12 protein-coding genes and 2 pseudogenes are annotated in these 21,091 nt (G+C 73.4%); 8 read left to right on the forward strand and 6 right to left on the reverse strand.

Annotated features, from left to right (window positions below; all coding sequences use genetic code 11):
- Positions 1 to 219 precede the first annotated feature (219 nt).
- From C2142_RS00750 to C2142_RS00765, 4 genes are all read right to left on the reverse strand, one after another.
- Positions 220 to 1,374 carry an aminotransferase class V-fold PLP-dependent enzyme gene (locus tag C2142_RS00750; protein WP_148640575.1) on the reverse strand — a complete coding sequence of 385 codons (1,155 nt, stop codon included), beginning with the start codon at positions 1,372 to 1,374 and terminating at the stop codon, positions 220 to 222.
- Between the two features lie 180 nt (positions 1,375 to 1,554).
- Positions 1,555 to 4,494 (reverse strand): ABC transporter permease, encoded by a 2,940-nt coding sequence (locus C2142_RS00755; RefSeq protein ID WP_148640576.1) that lies wholly within the window; start codon positions 4,492 to 4,494, stop codon positions 1,555 to 1,557.
- A gap of 3 nt (positions 4,495 to 4,497) precedes the next feature.
- Positions 4,498 to 5,214, reverse strand: coding sequence for an ABC transporter ATP-binding protein (locus C2142_RS00760; RefSeq protein WP_148640577.1), 717 nt, complete (start codon positions 5,212 to 5,214; stop codon positions 4,498 to 4,500).
- 451 nt (positions 5,215 to 5,665) lie between these two features.
- Complete coding sequence (locus tag C2142_RS00765) at positions 5,666 to 6,538, reverse strand: universal stress protein (protein WP_162002366.1); 873 nt, start codon at positions 6,536 to 6,538, stop codon at positions 5,666 to 5,668.
- A 346-nt stretch (positions 6,539 to 6,884) separates the two neighbouring features.
- Between C2142_RS00765 and C2142_RS00770 the strand changes: the two are divergent.
- Together C2142_RS00770 and C2142_RS00775 are read left to right on the forward strand one after the other, a co-directional pair.
- A pseudogene (locus C2142_RS00770) lies at positions 6,885 to 9,260 on the forward strand (phosphoketolase family protein).
- 38 nt (positions 9,261 to 9,298) lie between these two features.
- Positions 9,299 to 10,117 carry a universal stress protein gene (locus tag C2142_RS00775; protein ID WP_148640579.1) on the forward strand — a complete coding sequence of 273 codons (819 nt, stop codon included), beginning with the start codon at positions 9,299 to 9,301 and terminating at the stop codon, positions 10,115 to 10,117.
- A gap of 231 nt (positions 10,118 to 10,348) precedes the next feature.
- Here the strand turns inward: C2142_RS00775 and C2142_RS00780 are convergent, their stop codons facing one another.
- Positions 10,349 to 10,951, reverse strand: coding sequence for a CBS domain-containing protein (locus C2142_RS00780; RefSeq protein WP_148640580.1), 603 nt, complete (start codon positions 10,949 to 10,951; stop codon positions 10,349 to 10,351).
- Positions 10,952 to 10,960: 9 nt separating this feature from the next.
- Complete coding sequence (locus C2142_RS00785) at positions 10,961 to 11,656, reverse strand: CBS domain-containing protein (RefSeq protein ID WP_148640581.1); 696 nt, start codon at positions 11,654 to 11,656, stop codon at positions 10,961 to 10,963.
- Positions 11,657 to 11,840: 184 nt separating this feature from the next.
- On the opposite strand from C2142_RS00785, the gene C2142_RS00790 reads away from it, so the two are divergent.
- From C2142_RS00790 to pflA, 6 genes and pseudogenes are all read left to right on the forward strand, one after another.
- Complete coding sequence (locus C2142_RS00790; protein ID WP_148640582.1) at positions 11,841 to 13,265, forward strand: MBL fold metallo-hydrolase; 1,425 nt, start codon at positions 11,841 to 11,843, stop codon at positions 13,263 to 13,265.
- A 262-nt stretch (positions 13,266 to 13,527) separates the two neighbouring features.
- On the forward strand, positions 13,528 to 13,770 hold the full coding sequence (locus C2142_RS00795; protein ID WP_148640583.1) for a DUF1918 domain-containing protein: 243 nt from the start codon (positions 13,528 to 13,530) through the stop codon (positions 13,768 to 13,770).
- 462 nt (positions 13,771 to 14,232) lie between these two features.
- Positions 14,233 to 15,093 carry a universal stress protein gene (locus C2142_RS00800; RefSeq protein WP_148640584.1) on the forward strand — a complete coding sequence of 287 codons (861 nt, stop codon included), beginning with the start codon at positions 14,233 to 14,235 and terminating at the stop codon, positions 15,091 to 15,093.
- Positions 15,094 to 15,308: 215 nt separating this feature from the next.
- Positions 15,309 to 17,952 (forward strand): annotated as a pseudogene (adhE, locus tag C2142_RS00805) (bifunctional acetaldehyde-CoA/alcohol dehydrogenase).
- A gap of 23 nt (positions 17,953 to 17,975) precedes the next feature.
- Positions 17,976 to 20,240, forward strand: a complete 2,265-nt coding sequence (gene pflB, locus C2142_RS00810) for a formate C-acetyltransferase (RefSeq protein ID WP_148640585.1) — start codon at positions 17,976 to 17,978, stop codon at positions 20,238 to 20,240.
- An 80-nt stretch (positions 20,241 to 20,320) separates the two neighbouring features.
- A complete protein-coding gene (pflA, locus tag C2142_RS00815) occupies positions 20,321 to 21,091 on the forward strand; it encodes a pyruvate formate-lyase-activating protein (protein WP_148640586.1) in 771 nt (256 codons plus the stop codon).

The raw sequence follows: 21,091 nt of genomic DNA on the forward strand, positions 1-21,091 counted from the left end.
CCTCTCTGAGGGGTGGCCCGGCCAAGGGGTGGGCCCTGGCCTGCGGGGGGCTTGCGTGGTCGTGCGGTGGTTGCGCGGTCGTCGTGCGGTGGTTGCGCGGGGGCTTGCGGCTGGTGCGGTTGTTGCGGGAGGCGGAGGCTTGGGGCCTCCCGGCCGAACCCGGTCAGGAGACGGTCAGGAGGAGGCCGGGAGGCGGTCGGAAGGCGGCCGGCGTGCCGGTCAGCCGGCGGCGGCGAGCTTGAGGGCTCCGGCCAGCCGGGCGGCGACGTGCAGGTCGGTGCTGGCGTGCGGCGACAACCGGATCCAGTCACCGCGCCGGGTGGTGGACAGACCCTCCCGGGTCAGTGCGTCGTGGACGGCCTGCGGGTCGGCGCCGGGCAGCCGCAGCCGGGCGATCCCGCTGCCGCCGCCCTCCCCGGTGCCTCCGTCAGGGCCGCCCGCGCCTGGGCCGCCGGAGATCTCGGCGCCGGCCGCCCTGGCGGCGTCGAGCAGGACGCCGAGCACCTCGCCGATCCGGGCGTTGATCCGCGCCGCGCCGACGTCCCGGACCAGGGCGAGGCCCGCGCCCAGCGCGGCGACGGCCGGGCCGTCCGGGTTGGTGAGCGTGTGCGCGACGGCCCCCGGCCTGGCGGGGCACGGGTGGTCGGGCGCGTCGATCGGGTCGAGCACGCCCGACCAGCCGCCGAGCCCGGGGCCGAGCAGTCCGGCCACCCGGTCGCGGACCAGCAGCAGCGCGGCGCCCCAGCCGGACCGGAGCCACTTCTGGCCGCCGGAGGCGAGGATGTCCGCGGCGTCGGCGGCGAACTCCACGGCGCCCAGCGCCTGGACCGCGTCCACCACCAGGACCCGCCCCGGACCGATCACCTCCTTGATCGCGGCCAGCGGCGCCCGGAACCCGGTGGCGCTGTCCACCGCGCAGACCGAGACCGCACGGACCCGCTCGTCCAGGTGGGCCCGCACCACGTCCGCCGTGACCGGGCCGTCCAGCAGCCGCACCGTCAGACCACCGTTGCCGGCGGCCCGCAGCCAGGGGTAGACCGCACCGGGGAAGTCCGACCGGGAGACCAGGACGGTGCTCCCGGCCTGCGCGGCGGCGAAGGCGTGGGCCGCGGCGAACATGCCGTGCGAGGTCGAGCCGACGAACGCGATCTCGTGCGGCGCGCACCCGAGGAGCTCCGCCGCCGTCCGGGCCGCCTCCTCCCCCGCCACGTCCAGGGCTTCCAGCGCGGCCCACCCCCGGTCGCGGATCTGCGCGGCCGACCGGACCAGCACCTCGTGCACCGAGGCCGAAACCGGGCCGAACCGTGCGAAGTCCAGATACCCGGCCGGCTCGCCGAACTGCCGCAGATACTCCGGGACAGAGCGCACCGGCATGGGATCCCTCCGAGTTCGGACCGAGTTTGAACGTTCAAATCCACAAAATCAAGCAGAACCAAACAGGCCTGCGGGGTGGGAGACAGCAAACGCTTGTCGACCTGTTCCCGTCAAGACCCCTGCGCGACCACCTGCCACCCCGAGACACTTCCGTTACCAGACCCTTCCGTTACCCGGGGATCAGTCGGAGATGCGCACGGCGAGGGCCGGCCTGATCCGGGCCGCGTGCCGGGCGGGGCCGAGTGCCGCCAGCAGGGACGCGGCGAGGGTGACGCCCGCCAGGGTGAGGACGGGCCCCCACTCGATCGGGAACCCGCCTTCCAACCCGGCGAAGGCGGAACTCTTCTGGTACATCAGCCAGGTGGTGAGCACCCCCAGGAGGCTGCCCAGCAGAACGCCCTCCAGCGCGATGAAACCGCTCTCCCAGAGGAACGAACGCTCGACCGTCCGGGCCTGGCAGCCCAGGGCGCGCAGCACGCCGATGGTGCGGCGGCGCTCCCGGACGGCCCGGACCATGACGACGCCGAGACCGGTGATGCCGATCAGCAGGCCCAGGGCGAGGAAGCCCTGCATCAGCTTGAAGAAGGCGGTGTCGGCGGCGAACAGGCGGTGGACGTCGGAGGCGATCGGACTGGCCACCAGGCTGGCCGGGAGGTACTCGCCCTGGAGACGGCCGGCAAGGGCCTCCGGGGAGACCCCGGGGGCCGTGCGGACCAGCGCACCCGCGGTCCGCGCGTCGGCACCGAACTGCTGGGCCACGCTCCGCTCGCCGGCGATCACCGGGTAGACGGTGGCGCTGTTGCCGTTGGCGGGGTAGAAGGCGAGCCCGCTCTTCAGCACGCCGGCGATCGTCTTCTGCTCGGAGCGCCCGGTGCCCGGGTCGGTGAGCGTGAGGGTGTCGCCGGGGGCGAAGTACTTGCCTGCGGGACCGCCGGTGGAGCCGAAGAAGTTGTCCACGACGACGTACTGGGGGTGCGTGGCCAGCGCCTGCCAGACGGCCGGGTCATCGGGAAGACCCGGCAGCCGGTCCCGGAAGGCGATGCCCGTGACCGCCCCCTCGGGTACGCCGACGACCGCCGTGTCCAGCGGCCGCGTGGTCCGGTGCCCGGGGTCGGTCGACTGGCCACGCGCGTCGAGCAGCGGGGTGACGGCGGCCGTCTGGGCCGCGAGCGGCCCGGTGCGCAGGGCGGCGAGCGGGTCGCCGCCCACCGCCTGCGGGTTGTAGTCGAGCTTCAGGGTGTAGCCGGCGGTCGCGTCCCTGGTGGCCTGGCCGACGCTGGCGTTCACGAGACCGGAGATCTCGGTGAGCAGCACCAGGACGAGCGCGATGAGGGTGTACATCACCAGGGTCGAGCCGGTGCGGAAGCGTTTGGCCAGCGGGTACGCGGCGGCCAGCCGCAGGGCGAGGCCCTGTTGGGTGGGCCTCGCCATCACCCGGCGCAGCGGGCGGAGCAGGGCCTGCTGGTTCTCGCTGACCAGGATCACGGCGGAGAAGGCGGCGAGGCTGCCGAGGATGACGTAGACGGCCGTGGAGGGGGTGTCGAACACCCGCGGGCGCAGCACGCTGGCGGTCAGCGACCAGACCAGGACGAGTCCTGCGGCGACGCTGGTGACGGCGCGGCGCGGAAGCACCCGCAGGGCCGCGGGGACGGCGAAGAGCACGGCCAGGGCGGGCAGGAGGTAGGTCTGTTCCGCCTGGCTGCGGGCGACTGCGGGAACGGCTGCCAGTGCGCACAGCACGGCCAGCGCGGTGGCGACCACCAGGAGCCGGCGTCGGGGTCCGCGGCCGGGACCGGCAGGCTGTTCCCGGATCGCGGCGATGATGTTGAACCGGCTGATCCGGGCGCTGGTGGCGGCGATCGCGGCCAGCGCGATCACCAGGCCGGTCGCGGCCCCGTTGAGCAGGCTCGTCGGGGTCATGGCGAAGACGATGGAGAGGCCGCCGCCGTCCACCGACCAGCCGCGGAAGATCTGGGCGGCGATCAGGGCGACTCCCCAGCCCACGCCGACGCCGATCGCCACCCCGGGCACCGTGGCGGCCAGTGCGTAGACCGCACCCTCCAGGGTGAAGGAGCCGACCAGGCGGGAGCGCTTGAGGCCGACCGCCCGGAGCATGCCCAGCTGGGGCTTGCGCTCCTCGGCGAGCATCACGAAGACGTTCACCAGCAGCAGTGCACCGGCGATGATGCTGAAACTGCCGATCATCAGGAAGAGGGCACCGAGCACGTCACCGGTCCGCTGGGCCTCCACGAGCACCGTGTGTTTGGGGGTCTCGACGGCGGCGCGGCCCGTGTCGGGGCCGAGAGCGGTGCGGATCTTCGCCGTGACGGTGTCGGTGAGCCTGTCGCCCGTCTCGACGCCGCCGCGGTTGGAGACCACGGTCACCGACAGCGGCTGCGTGCCCGCCGCGCGGCTCGCGGCATCCAGCGCACCCGGTGGCAGGAACACGTCGCGGTTCTGGCGACCGCCGAGGCCGGCCCCGGCCAGACCCTGCTGCGCAACCACCCGCTCGACCCGGTAGTCCACCGGCTGCCCGTAGAGGTACAGGGTGATCATCTGCCCGCTGCCCACGTGGAGCGAGCGGGCGAGGGGCGCGTTGAGCACCACCTGGCCCGGCAGGGGTGCGGGCCCGTGCAGGCCGGAGTCCCCGCCCGCCGCGCCAAAGCGGCCGGCCGCGTCGAGGTCGGTCTGCCAGGCGAGGACACGGGGTTCGGCGACCGTTCCGCCGGCGCCCCGGGGGTTCGCGGCGGCGGCCTGGGCGACCTGGGCGCTGAGGACGCCGTCGACGTCGGGATCGGCCGTGAGCGGTTGCAGCCGGTCCGCCACGTCCCGTCCGACGGCGGGGTCGGTGGCGACGATGCGTTCGTCGAGCGGGCCGAGCGTCCGGTAGGCCTGCTGGCGGACCGAGAAGTTCAGGGTGTCGCCGACGACGAGGGCGCCGACGATGATGGCGGTGCCGAGCACGGAGCCGGTGATGACCAGAGCCGCCTCGGTGCGGCGCCGGGCGACCTGGCGCAGTGCCAGGCGCCGGACCACCGGCTGCCGCACGGCGAGCAGGAGGAGCGCGAGCAGGGCCGCGGCGGCCGAACCGAGCACCAGTGGAAGCAGGTTCGGGTACATCGCTCAGTCCACGTGTTCCAGTTCGGTCCGGAGGCTGTCGGAGACCAGACGGCCGTCGCGCATCCGCACCAGGCGCGGCAGCCGGCGGCCGATCGCCTCGTCGTGGGTGACCAGCACGATGGTCTGACCCTCGTCGCGGTTGAGCCCGGTCAGCAGGTCCATCACCTGGCCGGCCATGGCGCTGTCCAGGTTGCCGGTGGGCTCGTCCGCCCAGACGACGGCTGGCCGGGCGACCAGGGCCCGCGCGATGGTGACCCGCTGCTGCTCGCCTCCGGACAGCTCGCTCGGACGGTGCGTCACCCGGTCGCCGAGGCCGACCCGTTCCAGCATGCCGACCGCCCGGGCGCGCGCCTCGTGCGGCGGGGTTCCGGTGAGCAGCAGCGGGAGTTCGACGTTCTCGGCGGCCGTGAAGACCGGGATGAGGTTGAACGCCTGGAAGACGAAGCCCATCGCCCGGGCCCGGTGTTCGGTGCGCTCGGCGTCCGACATCGCGAACAGGTCCCGGCCGTCCACCTCGACCCGGCCGGCGTCGATGTCGTCCAGGCCGGAGAGGCAGTTGAGCAGGGTCGTCTTCCCCGACCCCGACGGACCCATCACCCCGACCAGCTCCCCGTGGTCCACCGTCAGGTCGAGGTCGCGCAGGGCGGCCACCTCGACCGTCCCGGTCCGGTAGACCTTGCGGACGTCGGAGGCCGCCAGCAGCGGCCGGCGGGGGTTCATGCCGGCTCCCGGCGTCAGTGGGGCAGCGGACGGCCGGACGGCCTGCGCGCGGCGCCGCCGGGGCGGGCGGGGCGGGCGGGGCGGGCGGGAACCTCGACGCGGATCATCTCCGCCACCTCCTCGGGGATCGGGCTCGTCTCCCACTCTCGTCGCCCCACCGCCGGACTCGCAGGGCCGGACGGTTCCCCCGCCGCGGCCGACCGGGGGCGTCCCCCGGGTGCCGACCGGCCCAGCACGCGGGGCCGGTCGGCCCTCCGGGCAGCGCCGAGAGCCGCCGTTCCTCGTCGGTGTCGTCGACGTGACGGGCCTCGCCGACGACGAGGACGCTCCAGCCGGCGCGTCGGCGCCGCACGTCACGACAGGCCGGTGTGGCGGCTCCCGTCTCCATCACAGCCGGTCCCTCCCGCCTCCGCCAGGGCTGGCCGACGTCCCGGCACCACGGGCTCCCGGCTCAGTCGTGCGGGACGACGGCGACCGGCGACTGCGCGTGGTGGATCACGGCGTGGGCCACCGGGCCGAGCCGCAGCCCGACAGGGTGGGGCCGCCGGCGACGGCCGACCACGGTGAGCGCCGCACCCGTGGAGGCGTCCACCACGGCACCGGCGCCGGTGCCGATCCGGCTGTCCTCGACCACGACGGTGTCCGGGAACTTCTCGCGCCAGCCCGTCAGCGCCTCGCTGAGCAGCTCGGCCTCGATGGAGCGGAACTGTTCGGTCTCGGTCTGCGGAGCCACCCACCCGGCGTAGCCCCAGACCGGCGGGGGCTCCCAGCCGTGGACGGCGTGGAGTACGGCGCCGCGCGCGGCGGCCTCGCGGAACGCGAAATCGATGACGGCGTCCGAGGGGGCGCGGGTGTCGATGCCGACGACCACCTTCGGGCCTTCGGGTGCGTCGGTGCGCTCCGTGTCCGACGCGCGGACCAGGACGACCGGGGCGTCGCAGCGCGCGGCGACACCCTGGCCCACCGAGCCGAGCAGCAGTCGGTCGAAGCCGCCCAGTCCTCGCGAGCCGAGGACGAGCAGTTCGGCCGTGGCGGCGGCTCCGGCCAGTACGTCGGCCGGGACGCCGTCGCCGATCAGCTCGGCCCGGATCTCCAGACCGGGGAAGGAGCGGCTGACCTCCTGCCGCGCGTCCATGAGCATGCGGGTCGTGAGGGCACGGACGTCCGCGGGTTGCCCCGGGTCCGCATCGATGTCGTCCTCCCAGGTCCGGGCGTGGACCAGGCGAAGGTGCAGACCACGGCGGACGGCCTCGTCGGCCGCCCAGCGTGCCGCCGTGAGGCTTTGCGGCGAGCCGTCGACGGCGGCCATCACGTAAGGGGTCATCGGTTTCCTCCGGGTGGGGTTGCGGGTTCGGGGTCGGGTGCGAGCTCGTCGCGGCCGGCCGGCCCGGCGAGGGAGGCGATGCCGCCGCCCACCGGGTAGGCCTTCGCTTCGCGCCCACTGCCCGTCATGTCCTGTCCGAACGTCGTCGGGCCTGCGCCGGTCGGCAGGCACGGCCAGCGTGCACCGGGAGCGGGGGTCGGGCGCAGGGTCGCGCGGGCCCCATCGGTGGGGCCACAGGTCCCCACCCGGGCCCCGCCGGAATACCCCGGTCGGCCCTGTGCGCGCCCGCCTCCGGAGCGTGACGATGACTGGAACACGTCCGACCGCTCCGAGGAGGCCCGCACGCATGGCCAGCATCGACAGTCCGGTGCCGCTCCCCCTGTCCCCCCAGGAGCTTCACGCCCTGAACGCGCACTGGCGGGCCGCCGACTACCTGGCGGCCGGCCAGATCTACCTGCTCGCCAACCCGCTGCTGCGTGAGCCGCTGCGCCCCGAGCACATCAAGCCGCGCCTGCTGGGCCACTGGGGCACCTCGCCGGGCCTCAACCTCGTGCACACCCACCTCAACCGCGTGGTCAAGGCCCGCGACCTGGACGCGATCTGCGTCTGGGGGCCCGGGCACGGCGGCCCTGCGGTCCTGGCCAACTCCTGGCTGGAGGGCAGCTACACCGATACGTACCCCACGGTGACCCGTGGAAGGGATGGCGCGGCTGTTCCGCCAGTTCTCCTTTCCCGGCGGCGTGCCCAGCCACGTCGCTCCCGAGACGCCTGGCTCCATCCACGAGGGGGGCGAGCTCGGCTACGCGCTGTCCCACGCCTACGGTGCGGCACTGGACAACCCCGGCCTGCTGGTCGCCTGCGTGATCGGCGACGGCGAGGCCGAGACCGGACCGCTGGCCGCCTCCTGGCACGGCAACAAGTTCCTCGACCCGGTACACGACGGCGCCGTCCTGCCGATCCTCCACCTCAACGGCTACAAGATCGCCAACCCGACCGTACTCGCCCGCCTGCCCGAGGCGGAGCTCGACGCCCTGTTGCGCGGTTACGGCCACTACCCGCTGTACGTCACCGGCGACGACCCGCTGACGGTCCACCAGGCGATGGCGGCAGCCATGGACACCGCACTCGACCGGATCGCCGCGATCCAGGACGGGGCCCGCGCCGACGGAAGCACCCGCCGCCCGCACTGGCCGCTGATCGTGCTGCGCACACCGAAGGGCTGGACCGGGCCGGCCGAGGTGGACGGCGTGCCGGTGGAGGGCACCTGGCGGGCCCACCAGGTCCCGCTCGACCAGGTCCGCGACAACCCCGAGCACCTCGCGGAACTGGAGGCCTGGCTGCGCTCCTACCGCCCCGAGGAACTCTTCGACGAGCGCGGCCGGCCGGCCAGGTCCTCGCCTGCATCCCCGAGGGCACCCGCCGACTCGGCGCCAACCCGCACGCCAACGGCGGGCTACTGCTGCGCGACCTCCCGGTCCCGGCGCCGGAGCGCTACGCCGTCCCCGTCGACAAGCCCGGCAGCACCCTGCACGAACCGACCCGGATCCTCGGTGACCTGCTGGCCGATCTGATGGCTGCCACTGCCGAGCGCCGGGACTTCCGCCTGGTCGGCCCCGACGAGACCGCCTCCAACCGCCTCCAGGCCGTCTACACCGCCACCGGAAAGGCGTGGCAGGCGGACACCCTGCCGGTCGACGAACACCTCGCCCGGGACGGCCGGGTGATGGAGATCCTCTCCGAACACACCTGCCAGGGCTGGCTGGAGGGCTACCTGCTGACCGGCCGGCACGGCCTCTTCTCCTGCTACGAGGCGTTCGTCCACATCGTCGACTCCATGGTCAACCAGCACATCAAATGGCTGCGCACCACTCGTCGGATCCCCTGGCGCGCACCGCTCGCCTCACTCAACTACCTGCTCACCTCCCACGTCTGGCGCCAGGACCACAACGGCTTCTCGCACCAGGACCCCGGCTTCGTCGACCACGTCCTCAACAAGAGCCCCGAAGCCGTCCGCGTCTACTTCCCGCCGGACGCCAACACCCTGCTCGCCGTCGCCGACCACGTCCTGCGCAGCCGTGACTACGTCAACGTCGTCGTCGCCAGCAAGCAGCCCTGCTTCGACTGGCTCACCCTGGACGAGGCCCGCGCCCACTGCGCCCGCGGCGCCGGCATCTGGGAGTGGGCCGGCACCGACCACGGCACCCGCGAGCCCGACGTGGTCCTCGCCTGCGCCGGCGACGTACCCACCCAGGAGGTCGTCGCCGCGGCCGACCTCCTGCGCCGCCACCTCCCCGACCTCGCGGTCCGGGTGGTCAACGTGGTCGACCTCGCCCGCCTGATGCCCGCCGAAGAACATCCGCACGGCATGCCCGACCACGAGTTCGACGCCTTGTTCACCACCGACCAGCCGGTGATCTTCGCCTACCACGGCTACCCGTGGCTCATCCACCGCCTCGCCTACCGCCGCGCCGTCCACCCGCACCTGCACGTCCGCGGGTACAAGGAGTCCGGCACCACCACCACGCCCTTCGACATGGTCGTCCGCAACGACCTCGACCGCTACCGGCTGGTCATGGACGTCATCGACCGCGTCCCCGGCCTCGCCGTCCGCGCCGCCGCCGTCCGCCAGCGGATGGCCGACCAGCGCGTGCGCCACCACGACTGGATCCGCGAACACGGCACCGACCTCCCCGAAATCACCGACTGGCACCTGAACGCCTGAACCGGAGCAGGGGGGATCACCCCAAGGAGAGCATCACCATGGAACTGCCCGTCACCGTCGGTGTGGACGCGTCCGCCGCGAGCCTGGCTGCCGTCGACTGGGCCGCAGCCGAGGCCCTGCTGCGCGACCGTCCGCTGCGCGTCCTGCACGCGCTGCCCCTGATGCCGTGTCTGCTGCCCAGCTGGGCCGTCGAACCGCTGCCGAGCGGGTCCGACCTGATCCACGAGGCCCGGCACGTCCTGGCGAAACGCCATCCGCAGGTGCGCGTGCACGCCGAGGAGGTCCACGACGTCGCCACCGCGGCTCTGGTGGCGGCTGCCGAGGACGCCGAACTGCTGGTGCTCGGGGCGCGCGGGGACGGCGGTTTCCCGGAACTGCGCGTCGGCTCCACCGCCCTGCACGTCGCCGCCTGGGCCGGCTGCCCGACCGTCGTTCTCCCGGCGGAGCAGCCGGGCCCGGGACCGCGCGAGCACGTGGTGGTCGGCGTGGACGCGCGCCGCCCCGCCGAGGCTGCGCTCGCGTTCGCCTTCGATGCCGCCCGGCGTTACGGCCTGCCGCTGAGAGCAGTGCACGCCTTCGGGGCCCGGTCAGCCGGTGGGACCGCCGGATACCGGGACGAGGAGGCTGCACTGCTCGCCCGCGTCCTCGAACCGTGGGCGACCGCCCGTCCCGACGTCGAGGTCCTGCAGGACGCGGAACCCGCGGGTGCGGGAATGCTGCTGGTCGACGCCTCGGTGAAGGTCCGGCTGCTGGTCCTCGGCCGCCGCCCCCTCAGCTCGGTGGGCCGACTCGGCCCCGTCGCCCACGCCGTCCTCCACCACGCCGAGTGCCCGGTCACCGTGGTGCCCGAGGCGTAGAGCCCAGGGGCCGGGAGCGTCGGTACCCGTGCCGGGGCTGCCCGGCCGCTGCGGGCGGAGCCCCGAATCGTACGAGGCTCCCCACCGGTCGGCAGGCCGCCCGTGTCCGGGCGCGGCGGGCCCGAACGGCGAGGTCCGTACCGAGGCGGACGTGCTCGGCGGGAGTCTGTCCGGGCGCCCCGCCGACGGGGAGACCACCGTGTCCCGTGTTCAGCCACCGGATCGCCCCGGTCAGGCCCGCGTGGTGAGCCGGAGCTCGACGCCGACGACTCCGGGCACGGACCGCACCAGGCGTTCCAGGACCGGTGCGGAGACGGCATCGGGCAGGTCACCGGACAGGGTGATCCGGCCGTCCTCGGAGCGGACGTCGGTGTCCGCCGAGGCGGCCGGCCCGAGCGTGGCGACCAGTTCGAAACGCACCCGGTCGGCGAGCTCGCGGTCGTCGCCGAGGTAGACCTTCAGCAGGTCGCCCCGGCTGACGATGCCGACCAGGTAGTCCTCCTCGTCGACCACCGGGAGCCGCTTGAGGCGGCCGCGGGCCATCGCCCGGGCGGCCTCGTCGAGCGAACTGCCGGGGTGGACGGTGACGGCGGGGACGGACATCATCCGCCCGGCGGTCAGGGCGTCGGCGCGCTCGCCGTCCCGGTCGCGGGCGGTGAGCAGGTCGGCCTCGGAGACCACGCCGATCACCCGGCCGTCGCCGGTCAGGACGGGGACGGCGCTGACCTGCCAGCGCTGGAGGGTCTCGGCGAGCTCGCGGAAGTCCGCGTCGCGGCCGACGGCGACCACCGCGTGGGTCATGACGTCGGCGACGGCGCTCGGTGTGCTGGTCACGGTGGCCTCCTACGAAGCGGCGCGGTAGGCGCGGGGGTGTTCCAGGGCCTGCTCAGTGTCGTCCTCCGTCCAGTCGAGGGTGGCGTGGACGGCGACCACGCCGTCCACGGCGCGGCAGAGCTGTTCGGCGATCGGGATGAGACTGCGGCGGGGAAGCCGCCCCTCCAGGGTGACCACACCGTCGTGCACCGCGACCCGGACGTCGCCGGGCGCCAGCCAGAGGGTCTGGCCCAGCACGTCGTGCGCGATCTCCTCGCGGATGGCGGCGTCGTGGCGCAGGAAGACCTGGAGCAGGTCCCTGCGGCTGACGATGCCGACCAGACGGCCGGCCTCGTCGATCACGGGCAGGCGCTTGACCCTGTGCTTGTCCATGGCCCGGGCCGCTTCGGGCACCGACCAGCCGGGGCGGGCGGTGACGGCGGGGCTGGTCATCAGCCCGCCGGCGGTCTCCGCCTCGGCACGGGCGCGGTCCTTCGCGTCCAGCCAGCGGCCGGGGTAGCGGCCCTCGGGGTCGGGCAGGACGGCCTCCTTGCGGATCAGGTCGGCCTCGGACACCATGCCGAGCGGGCGGTCCTGGTCGTCGAGCACCGGGATCGCGGTGATGTCGTTGCGGTGGAACAGCGCCGCGATCTCCTTGAACGGCGTGTCGGGCCGGGCGGTGACGACCTCACGGGTCATCACGTCGTTGACGCTGCGGTGCTGCATCGTCCTCACTCCTCCTCGAAACTCCTCCTCGAACGGGCCCGTAGGGAGGGTCCCGCCTTCACTCTCCGCCTGTGGCGCGCCTGCGCACAGGGCCGACCGGACCCGGTCGACCGGGCCGGTTCGGCCCAGGACAACGCGGCCGGTGAGGGTGAGGATGGGAGAACCCGACCTCGACGGAGGCGTCATGACCACGGACAGTGGCGGGCCCCGGCCCCAGCCCCGGCCGGGCCTGCTGACCTTCCTCGGCGGCGTGGGCACCGTCACCGGCAGCAAGTTCCTGGTCGAGACCGACCACGCCCGCCTGATGGTCGACTGCGGCCTGTTCCAGGGCCTGGCCGAACTGCGCCGCCGCAACCGGCGCCCGCTGCCGCTGGACCCGGCCGACGTCCGGGCCGTCGTACTCACCCACGCCCACCTGGACCACTGCGGCTACCTGCCCCGCCTCGTCCGCGACGGCTTCCGCGGGCCGGTGCTCACCACCCCCGACACCGCCCGGATCGCGGAGCTGATCCTGCGTGACAGCGCCCACCTGCTCCGCGAGGAGGCGGACCACGCCAACACGCACGGGTGGTCCAAACACCGGCCCGCCGAACCGCTCTACGACGACGAGGACGTCGAGAACGCGCTGAGGATGTTCGACCCCGTCCCGCTGGACACCGACGTCGAGATCACCGCCGGGATCGTGCTCCGGCTGCACCGCGCCGGGCACATCCTCGGGTCCGCCTGGGCCCACCTCACCCTGGAGGACGGCCGCACCCTGGCCGCCAGCGGCGACCTCGGCCGCCCCGTCCACCCGCTGCTGCGCCCGCCCGAACCCTTCACCGGCGCCGACGTGCTGCTGATGGAGTCGACGTACGGCCACCGGCACCACGAGGAGACGGCGGCCCGCGAGTGGTTCGCCCAGGCGCTGGAACGGACCCTGGCGCGCGGCGGGACCGTCGTCATCCCCTCGTTCGCGGTCGACCGCACCGAGGTGGTGCTGCACCAGCTCGCCGAACTGCGCCGCACGGGCCGGCTGCCGGCCGGCGTCCCCGTGTACGTGGACAGCCCGATGGCGCTCGCGACCCTGCAGATCTACCGCGAGGCCTTCGCTTCGGGCTCGGACCAGCTGCGGCCGGACGTCCTGGCCCGGGGCCCCGCCGCCCTGGACCCGGCGCCGTTCACCCTGATCCACTCGCTCCAGGACTCGCTCGCCCTGGACCGCGCCCACGCTCCGGCGGTCATCGTGTCCGCCTCCGGCATGGCCACCGGCGGCCGGGTCGTCCACCACCTGCGCCACCTGCTGCCCGACGTCCGCAACACCGTCGTCGTGGTCGGCTACGCCGCCGAGGGCACCCGCGCCCGGGACCTCGTGAACGGCGCCCGCGCACTGAAGATGTACGGGACGTACGTGCCGGTGCGCGCCGAGATCGTCAACGTCCCCGCCTTCTCCGCGCACGCCGACGCCGCCGAGATCATCGACTGGCTGCGCCCGGCCGCACCGCCGAGCGCGGTGTACCTCGTCCACGGCGAGCCCGAGGGCTCCGAGGCCCTGCGCGCCCGGATCGACCGCGAGCTCGGCTGGACGGCCGTGGTGCCCCGCTCCGGCGAGCGGGTGCTGATCCGCTGACCTCCGCCGGCCGGAGCACGGCTGCTCGACGCCGCGCGGGGAGCGGAGCTCCTGGTGGTCGCCGGCCGGGACCACTCTTCCGCGGCACCACCGCCTCCGGTTCGCCCGATGCCCACCGACGCTCCGGCCTTCCGGGCCGGGCGGGACCTCGGCAGGGGCCGTTCGGCCCCTGCCGACCCCGGCCCGCCGTGGTGCCATGGAGGTGCGGGGCCGTCGCCCCCCCGCCCCCCGCCCCGCGCCGAGGAACAAGCTGGAGGCCGTGATGAAAGCCGCAGTGGGAGACCGCCTCATCGTTCAGGGCACCAGGCCCGGCGCGGCACGGCGGGACGGCGAGATAGTCGGCCTGCACCATCCGGACGGCAGCCCGCCGTACGACGTGCGCTGGTCCGACGACGGGCGGGTGACGGAGTACTTCCCCGGCCCCGACGCGCACATCCACCACTACCGGCACGGTGACGCGACCACCGCTCCCGTCGGGGCCGACCCGCATCTCTTCGCCGACTGACGGGTCATGGTCCGCGGCCGACGCACCGGACCACCGCGATAGCCGGTCGACGCCCGCAGCGCGTCCGAGGCGGACCTCGCACAGGTTCCACCGGCCGCCCGACGGATCGGCAGTCCGGAGCCGCCCGCCGCCGGGGTTTCCGGGCGGCTCCGGCGGTACAGCGCCGAGGTCCGTCGGCACATCGAGGAGCGCATCCGCGCCAGCGGGCCCCGACAGGGCGGGGCGACGTTCCGGGGCCGTACGCCGCCCGGCGGCTGACCGCGCGGGGTGCAGGCCGGCCGGTCGGAAGGGGACGGCTGGGAGCCCTCCGTCCCCTGCGGGAGTCGTCGGCCGGGACCTTCGGCGCCTCGATGGGGCTTCTCGGCCCCTGGGACCGCTCGTGGACGGGGCGGGATTCTGGTCCCCGGTCGGGACGGCGCACTCCGGCGCCGCGGCCGGCCGGGACCATGGGAGGTCGCAGACATGTCGTACAGCGTGGTGGTGGGGATCGACGGTTCGGCACAGAGCGCGGCGGCGGCCGGGTGGGCTGCCCAGGAAGCCGACCGGAGGGGCCTCGGACTGCGGATCGTTCACGTCGCCGGGAGCGAGGTCGACGCCCTCGGCCGTGATCTCGGCGGCGCTCCTGGCGCGGTGCCGGCGTCCGTGGCGGCGATCCGCGACCGCATCGCGGCCTGCCTGCCCGGGCTGGAGGTCTCCTTGGAGATCGTCCCCGGGAACGCGGCGGAGGCACTCGCCGCCTCCCGCCGGTCCGAGGTGCTGGTCCTGGGATCGCGCGGCCTCGGTGGCTTCGCCGGCCTGCTGGTCGGGTCGGTCGGGCTCCGGGCTGCCGCCCGGGCCCGCTGCCCCGTGGTACTGGTCCGCGCCGGAGCGGACGGGCAGGGCGGATCGCCCGGCGACGTGGTCGTGGGCGTGGAGGGCGACCGGCCGTGCGACGCGGTGCTGGCCTTCGCCTTCCAGCACGCCGCCACCACCGGAGCCGCCCTGCGTGCGGTGGAGAGTCGGAACACGTCCCACGGCCCCTACACCACCGAAGCCCCGGTGGACCGGTGGGAGGTCCGGGAGTCGCTGGCAGCGGCCGAGCAGTTGCGGCTGCGGGACACGCTGGCCCACTGGCGGGACAAGTACCCCGAGGTCCGCACCGAGGCGGACATCTGCCCGTGGAGTCCGGCGAGGGCCCTGGTGGAGGCCTCCCGCAGCGCCTCCCTGGTGGTACTGGGACGGCGCACCTCCAGGCACCCGCTGGCCATGCCCCGGCTGGGGCCGGTGACCCAGTCGGTGCTCCACCACGCGCACAGCCCGGTCGCCGTCGTGCCGCACGACTGAGCACATCCGCGTGCCGGTGGCCGCGGTGCCCGCCACCGGTTGCGGCGGTGCCCCGCTCCGGGACCAACCGCACGCCGTGGCAGGGACCTTCGGGCCGCTGCCGAGGGCCCGAAGGGCGGATCCCCGTTCTGCCCGCACACGGAAGCCTGGTACCGAAGGCGCTCGCGGCCCCGCCGGCGCCCGATGTCGGACGATGACGGAAAAGGTGGTCCAGCATGTCCCCTCGCCCGAAGCACGAGGCGAAGCCGTCTCCCGCGAGCGGTCTTCCCACTCCGTCGGCGGCCGTTGACCGGCTGGTCGCATCCGCCCTGGCGTCCCTCCGGGAGTACGGCTCCTTCACCCAGGAGCAGGTCGACCACATCGTCAGGAAGGCGTCCCTGGCCGCGCTGGCGCGTCACACCGCACTGGCCGCACTGGCGGTGGAGGAGACCGGGCGCGGGGTCTTCGAGGACAAGGCGGTGAAGAACGTCTTCGCCTGCGAGAACGTCACCCATGTGATGGCCCGGACGAAAACGGTCGGGGTGGTGCACCGGGACGAGATCGACGGCATCGTCGAGATCGCCGAGCCGGTCGGCGTGGTCGCGGGCATCACCCCGGTCACCAATCCGACCTCGACCACCATCTTCAAGTGCCTGCTGGCGCTGAAGACCCGCAACCCGATCGTCCTCGCCTTCCACCCCTCGGCCCAGCGCTGCTCCGCGGAGGCGGCCCGGATCGTCCGGGACGCCGCGGTGGCCGCCGGGGCACCGGCGCACTGCATCCAGTGGATCGAGGAGCCGTCGATGGCGGCCACCAGCGCGCTGATGAACCATCCGGACATCGCGACGATCCTGGCCACCGGGGGCAACGCGATGGTCCGGGCCGCGTACTCGTGCGGCAAGCCGGCGCTGGGCGTCGGCGCGGGCAACGTCCCCGCGTACGTCGAGCGGAGCGCGGACCTGCGACAGGCGGTGAACGACATCGTGCTGTCCAAGACCTTCGACAACGGCATGATCTGCGCCTCCGAGCAGGCCGTCGTGCTGGACGCGGCCATCCGCGACGCCGCGCTCGCCGAGTTCCGCCGGCTCAAGGCACACCACGCGAGCGCCGAGGAGAAGACGCTGCTGGAGCACCACCTGTTCGGGACGGACGTCGGCACGGCCTGCGCGGGCGGACGGCTGAACGCCGCGGTGGTGGGCCGCTCGGCCGCGCAGATCGCCGAGGCGGCAGGCTTCAAGGTGGCGGCCGACACCTCGGTGATCCTGGTCGACTGCGAGCGGGTCGGGCCGGAGGAGCCGTTGACCCGGGAGAAGCTCTGCCCCGTACTCGCCGTGCTCACCGCCGGCTCCCGCCGGGAGGGTGTCGAACTGGCCGCAGCGATGGTGGAGTTCGACGGACTCGGGCACTCGGCCGCGGTGCACACCGAGGACGCGGCGTTCGTCGAGGAGTTCGGGCACGTGGTCAAGGCCTGCCGGATCATCTGGAACGCCCCCAGCTCGCAGGGCGGCATCGGCGACGTCTACAACGCCTTCACGCCCTCGCTGACCCTCGGGTGCGGCAGCTACGGGCACAACTCGGTGTCCGGGAACGTCTCGGCGCTGAACCTCGTCAACATCAAGCGGATCGGGCGGCGCAACACCAACATGCAGTGGTTCAAGGTCCCGCCGAAGATCTACTTCGAGCGCAACTCGGTCAAGTACCTGGCGAGCATGCCGAACGCGCACCGGATCGTCGTCGTGACCGACCACACCATGGTGGCGATCGGCCACCTGGAGCGGATCCGGGGCGTCCTCGACCGCCGCCGGGAACCGGTCGAGGTCCGGGTCGTCGACTACGTGGAGCCCAACCCGAGCATCGACACCGTGCGCAAGGGCGCCGCCCTGATGCGGGAGTTCGAGCCGGACACCATCATCGCCCTCGGCGGCGGCTCGCCGATGGACGCGGCCAAGGTGATGTGGCTGATGTACGAGCACCCGGAGGTCGAGTTCGCCGACCTGAAGGAGAAGTTCTTCGACATCCGCAAGCGCGCCTTCACCTTCCCCGACCTCGGTGAGAAGGCCAGGCTGGTCTGTATCCCCACCACCTCGGGCACCGGCAGCGAGGTCACCCCCTTCGCGGTGATCACCGACACCGCCACCGGCCAGAAGTACCCGCTGGCGGACTACGCGCTCACCCCGAGCGTGGCCATCGTGGACCCGGCCCTCACCACCCGCCTGCCGGGCGACGTCACCGCCGACACCGGCTTCGACGCCCTCACCCACTGCATCGAGACCTACGTCTCGGTCTACGCCAACGACTTCACCGACGGCCTGGCGCTGCAGGGCATCCGGCTCGTCTTCGAGAACCTGGAGCGGGCCGTGACCGACGGCCCGGGCGACCAGGTGGCCCGGGAGAAGATGCACAACGCCGGAACGATCGCCGGGATGGCCTTCGGCTCGGCCTTCCTCGGCGCCGTGCACGCCATGGCGCACACCCTCGGCGCCACCTTCCACATCGCCCACGGCCGCACCAACGCACTGCTGCTGCCGCACGTGATCCGCTGGAACGGCTCCGCCCCGGCCAAGGTGACCGGCTGGCCCAAGTACCGGAGCTACGTGGCCCCGGAGCGCTACCAGGACATCGCCCGGATGCTCGGCCTGCCGGCTGCGACCCCGGAGCAGGGCGTCGAGTCGCTGGCGGCGGCGGTCGAGGAACTGCGCGACCGGGCGGGCATCCCCCGCTCCTTCAAGGCGGTCGGCGTGGACGAGGCCGCATTCCGTCCTGCCGCAGCAGGCGATGAACGCCTACGAGGACCAGTGCGCCCCCGCCAACCCCCGGATGCCGATGCTCGCCGACCTGCAGCGGCTGATGCGTCAGGCCTACTACGGCGACCAGGCCTGAAGGCCCGGAAAGGGACGACCGAGATGACCTCCTCGCAGCACGAACGCACCTCCTCCGCCTGGGACGGCTTCACCGGCGGAGCCTGGCGGGACACGATCGACGTCCGCGACTTCATCCAGCGGAACTACACCCTGTACGACGGCGACGCCGCCTTCCTGGCCGGCCCCACGGGGCGGACCACCGAGGTGTGGCGGCAGATCACCGCCCGCTTCCCCGAGGAGCGTGCCAAGGGGGTGTACGACGTCGCGTACGACATCCCGTCCACCGTCACCGCACACGCGCCGGGCTGGATCGACCGGGAGCGGGAACTGATCGTCGGCCTCCAGACGGACGCCCCGCTCAGGCGCGCGATCATGCCGAACGGCGGCTGGCGGATGGTCGCGGGGGCGCTGAAGACCTACGGCTACCCGGTCGACCCGCAGCTGGAGAAGGTCTTCACCCGCTACCGCAAGACCCACAACGACGGGGTGTTCGACGCCTACACCCCCGGCATCCGGGCCGCACGCAAGGCCGGCGTCATCACCGGCCTGCCCGACGCCTACGGGCGCGGCCGGATCATCGGCGACTACCGCCGGGTCGCCCTCTACGGCGTGGACCGGCTGGTCGAGGCGAAACTCGCCGAGAAGACGGGGCTGGACGCCGCTCCCACCGACCCGGCGCGGCTGGAGGAGACGATCCGCGAGCGCGAGGAACTCGCCGAGCAGATCCGGGCCCTGGGCGAGCTCAAGGAGATGGCCGCGGCGTACGGCCACGACGTCTCCGGACCGGCCCGCACCGGCCGGGAGGCCGTCCAGTGGCTGTACTTCGCCTACCTGGCGGCGGTCAAGGAGCAGAACGGCGCGGCCATGTCGCTCGGCCGCACCTCCACCTTCCTCGACGTATACCTCCAACGCGACCTCGAATCGGGCAGACTGACGGAAAGTCAGGCCCAGGAACTGGTGGACGACCTCATCATCAAGCTGCGGATCGTCCGCTTCCTGCGCACCCCGGAGTACGACGAGCTGTTCTCCGGCGATCCGACCTGGGTCACCGAGTCGATCGGCGGCATGGGCGCGGACGGCCGCACCCTGGTCACCCGGACCTCCTTCCGCTACCTGCAGACCCTGTACAACCTGGGCCCGGCCCCCGAGCCGAACATGACCGTCCTCTGGTCGCCGCGACTGCCCAGGGGTTTCAAGGAGTTCTGCGCCCGGGTGTCGATCGACACCTCCTCGGTGCAGTACGAGTCGGACGAGCTGATGCGCCCGCGCTTCGGCGACGACACCGCGATCGCCTGCTGCGTCTCCGCGATGGAGGTCGGCAAGCAGATGCAGTTCTTCGGCGCCCGGGTCAATCTCGCCAAGACGCTGCTCTACGCCGTCAACGGAGGCCGGGACGAGAGGTCCGGCGAGCAGGTCGGGCCGGCCACCGTCCCGGTCGGCGGGGACGTGCTCGACTACGACGAGGTGCTGGCCCGCTTCGACGAGCAACTGGACTGGCTCGCCGGGACGTACGTCCACGCGCTCAACGTCATCCACTACATGCACGACAAGTACGCCTACGAGCGGATCGAGATGGCGCTGCACGACCGGGACGTCCGGCGCACCATGGCCTGCGGCATCGCCGGGCTCGCGGTGGCCGCCGACTCGCTGTCCGCGATCAAGTACGCGAAGGTCGTGCCGGTGCGGGACGGGACCGGACTGGTCACCGACTACCTCGTCGAGGGCGAGTACCCGGCGTTCGGCAACAACGACGACCGGGTGGACGGGATCGCGGTCCGGCTCGTCGAGGAGTTCATGCGGAAGGTCCGCAAGCACCCCACCTACCGCGGCGCGGAACACACCCAGTCCGTACTCACCATCACCTCCAACGTGGTCTACGGGAGGAAGACCGGCAACACGCCGGACGGCCGCCGGGCCGGCGAGCCGTTCTCCCCCGGCGCCAACCCGATGAACGGCCGCGACAGCCACGGCTACGTCGCCGCCGCGCTGTCCGTCGCCAAGCTGCCCTACGAGCACGCCGAGGACGGCATCTCGCTCACCAACACCGTCGCGCCGGACGCCCTCGGGCGCACCGGGGCGGAGCGGATCACCAACCTGGTCGGCGTGCTCGACGGCTACGTCACCTGCCGCGGCTTCCACATGAACGTCAACGTCCTCGACCGGGACACCCTGCTGGACGCCATGGCCCACCCGGAGAAGTACCCGCAGCTGACCATCCGGGTGAGCGGCTACGCGGTCAACTTCGTCCGGCTCACCCACGAGCAGCAGCTCGACGTGATCGGCCGCACCTTCCACGACGCGCTGTAGCCCGCCCCGCCCGCACGCGGTGCCGACGCCTCCCCGACGAAGGCGGCCGGCACCGCGCCTCCCCCGAGGAGTACTTCCCCATGACCGAAGCCGTGCTCGCCACCCCCTCCACCCGGCGCCCGGTGACCGGCCGCCTGCACTCCTGGGACCTGTCCACCGGCGTCGACGGCCCCGGCACCCGCTTCGTCACCTTCCTGGCCGGCTGCCCGCTGCGCTGCCTGTACTGCCACAACCCCGACACCCGGTACCTGCGCGACGGCCGGCCGACCTCCGCCGACGAGATCGTCCGGGAGGCCGCCAAGTACACCGCGTTCATCCACGCCTCCGGCGGCGGGGCCACCGTCAGCGGCGGCGAGCCGCTCCTCCAGCCCGCCCTCACCGGCGAGCTGCTGCACCGCTTCAAGCACGAGCTCGGCCTGCACACTGCGCTGGACACCTCCGGCTTCCCCGGCGCCCGCGCCACTGATGCCCTGCTCGCCGACACCGACCTCGTCCTGCTCGACGTCAAGTCCTGGGACCCTGACCTGTACCGGCACCTGACCGGGCGGGAACTCGCCCCCACCCTCGCCTTCGCCCGCCGCCTGGCCGACCGCGGCACCGAGGTCCGGGTCCGCTTCGTCCTCGTCCCCGGCCTCACCGACCCCGCCGCGAACATCGAGGGGGTCGCCTCCTTCGCCGCCTCGCTCGGCAACGTCACCCGCGTCGACGTCCTGCCCTTCCACAAGCTCGGCGCCGCCAAGTGGCGGGCGCTCGGGCTCGACTTCACCCTGGCCGACACCCCGGTCCCCACGCCCGACCAGACCGCCGCAGCCCGGACCGTCTTCGCCGCACACGGCCTGCACGCCGTGTGA

The organism is Streptomyces sp. CB01881 (assembly GCF_002953255.1).
GTDB lineage: Bacteria > Actinomycetota > Actinomycetes > Streptomycetales > Streptomycetaceae > Kitasatospora.

Bases quoted from the DNA above. Each gene is read 5' to 3' on its own strand.
- C2142_RS00765 (WP_162002366.1), bottom strand. From the start codon at position 6,538: ATGACCCCTTACGTGATGGCCGCCGTCGACGGCTCGCCGCAAAGCCTC.
- C2142_RS00775 (WP_148640579.1), top strand. From the start codon at position 9,299: ATGGAACTGCCCGTCACCGTCGGTGTGGACGCGTCCGCCGCGAGCCTG.
- pflB (WP_148640585.1), top strand. From the start codon at position 17,976: ATGACCTCCTCGCAGCACGAACGCACCTCCTCCGCCTGGGACGGCTTC.
- pflA (WP_148640586.1), top strand. From the start codon at position 20,321: ATGACCGAAGCCGTGCTCGCCACCCCCTCCACCCGGCGCCCGGTGACC.
- C2142_RS00750 (WP_148640575.1), bottom strand. From the start codon at position 1,374: ATGCCGGTGCGCTCTGTCCCGGAGTATCTGCGGCAGTTCGGCGAGCCG.
- C2142_RS00760 (WP_148640577.1), bottom strand. From the start codon at position 5,214: ATGAACCCCCGCCGGCCGCTGCTGGCGGCCTCCGACGTCCGCAAGGTC.
- C2142_RS00755 (WP_148640576.1), bottom strand. From the start codon at position 4,494: ATGTACCCGAACCTGCTTCCACTGGTGCTCGGTTCGGCCGCCGCGGCC.
- C2142_RS00790 (WP_148640582.1), top strand. From the start codon at position 11,841: ATGACCACGGACAGTGGCGGGCCCCGGCCCCAGCCCCGGCCGGGCCTG.
- C2142_RS00800 (WP_148640584.1), top strand. From the start codon at position 14,233: ATGTCGTACAGCGTGGTGGTGGGGATCGACGGTTCGGCACAGAGCGCG.
- C2142_RS00795 (WP_148640583.1), top strand. From the start codon at position 13,528: ATGAAAGCCGCAGTGGGAGACCGCCTCATCGTTCAGGGCACCAGGCCC.
- C2142_RS00785 (WP_148640581.1), bottom strand. From the start codon at position 11,656: ATGCAGCACCGCAGCGTCAACGACGTGATGACCCGTGAGGTCGTCACC.